This is a genomic window from Neolewinella aurantiaca (genome assembly GCF_008014675.1).
Lineage (GTDB): Bacteria > Bacteroidota > Bacteroidia > Chitinophagales > Saprospiraceae > Neolewinella > Neolewinella aurantiaca.
Genome location: NZ_VOXD01000089.1, coordinates 1 through 1749, shown reverse-complemented (window position 1 = coordinate 1749; position 1749 = coordinate 1). Strand labels below are relative to the sequence as shown.

1 protein-coding gene is annotated in these 1749 nt (G+C 38.1%); it reads left to right on the top strand.

Annotated elements, in window-relative coordinates; genetic code table 11:
* The first annotated feature begins 465 nt into the window (after positions 1-465).
* Complete coding sequence (locus FUA23_RS22105) at positions 466-1578, top strand: hypothetical protein (RefSeq protein WP_147932948.1); 1113 nt, start codon at positions 466-468, stop codon at positions 1576-1578.
* Positions 1579-1749 lie beyond the last annotated feature (171 nt).

The following is a 1749-nucleotide window of genomic DNA, read 5'->3' as shown; positions in this document are numbered from 1 at the left end:
CCGTAGTAAGTCTTGCCATTCTTGACTATCTTACCACTTGTGCAGCTGGGGCAGATGAGCATGTTTTGAGAGTTTTGTCACTATCAAGATAGTGATTTTGCTCCACTGCATTTTTTAGGTTTATCCATCCTTACATTTGATAAACCGCCCTCAATCAAATGACAGCACATGGCATGCCTGTTTCCCAACCGAAAGTCGCGTAATTAAATGAAATATCAGCGCAAGCTTGACCCGAAATCTTCATGCAACAACGCCAGTGATGTATGCTATCTTGTTTTTTCTCTGAAGAAAAGAGGTAGTGAGAGTGAAATAAAAATTGGAGGCAAGAGTTTTCCTTTAACATGTTTCTACGATAAGTCCATATACGATGCTATTGTTAGTGGTACAACTCAGAAAAAAAATCCAGTTATTGTGACGTGCCTTGAGGGTGAATGTGAGATTCATGAATTTTAAAAGAAATAAATAATGTGTAAATACAGATTAATTGTGGTTTCACTGGCTTTGATTATCATGGGGTGTGAATCTGAAGATTTTTTTGATCATTCAGTGCCAATACTTGAGGAAAATATTATTGGTGAAATTAATTTTGACAAAATTAAAGTAGATAGGTCGGAATTTCTTTATAATCAGTCTAATGGGGCTTTTATGTTCTTACCGTATAGTGCTGACTTTTTAATGTGTGAGACCTCTGATGGTGTGCTGCATGAGATTTCAGGATTTAAGGGTGAAGGCCCGGGCAAAATATCTAACGTATTTCTGTATGGATTTGCTAGTGACACTTCCGTGTTTATTTATGGCGAACCTAAGTACTTAGTTTATTCTTTGGATGGAGAATTGATTCGATCAGGGAGTCTTGATATATCAGAAACAATGCCAAGTTATTCAATTTTCCGAGGTACACACTTGACGCCAGATGGTAAAATTGTACTTGCTTCTATTAATAGAGATCTCTATCAGTCACAAGTGGATTTTGTGAGGGACTCTTACACTATCAGTTGCCTAGATGTTGCCCAAGAAAGTTGGCATAACACAGGTTTTTTAGCAGGAAGAGGAGTGTATGCTGATGAGTCATTTGAATATCAACAGCCAATAATTGATTTGGCGGGAGAAATAATATGTGCGGTTTACCCAAATGATCCAGGAAGTATATATAGATTTACTTGTGATGGAGGCGAATTGAATCCTGTTTCGATAAGAATTAAGAATTGGGAAAACCGACTTGTATCGAAAGGTGACAACACTCTTGGGTTTAGACTTGAGTCTTTTCAGAAAAATACTACTTTCTTGCAGTTTTTTGCCTCAAAGAATTACTTTTTAACTGTTCATATTATGCCAGCAGAACCTGAGAATGTATCTAATAGTGTTGAGGGTATTCAAAATAACTCTAAGTATCGAAAAAGATATGCATCTGTTTTTTCTGCTTCAGGTGGAGATGCTCTTGCCCAAATTGACTTAAGCGACCACTGGATAGTCGCTGGTGTTCAAGAGGACGGAAATGTTTTACTAATTGATGCTGAAGATATGGATGGCGTAAAGAATTCAACAATTTTTGAGTATAAATGGAGCGATGACTTGTAGTTGCTATATTGTCCCATTTAGTAGTAGGGTGTTCCGTCTGTTAGCTTTAAGCCGCCGCTGATTTTAGCTCCCGATTCATACGGCGGACCAACCCGTATCGATTTTCGCAGACGTACTGGGTTTCCCAGTCGTGTACCGCCTGATAAGATACACATGATAAGGCTTTTTGGA

Bases quoted from the DNA above. Each gene is read 5' to 3' on its own strand.
- FUA23_RS22105 (WP_147932948.1), top strand. From the start codon at position 466: ATGTGTAAATACAGATTAATTGTGGTTTCACTGGCTTTGATTATCATG.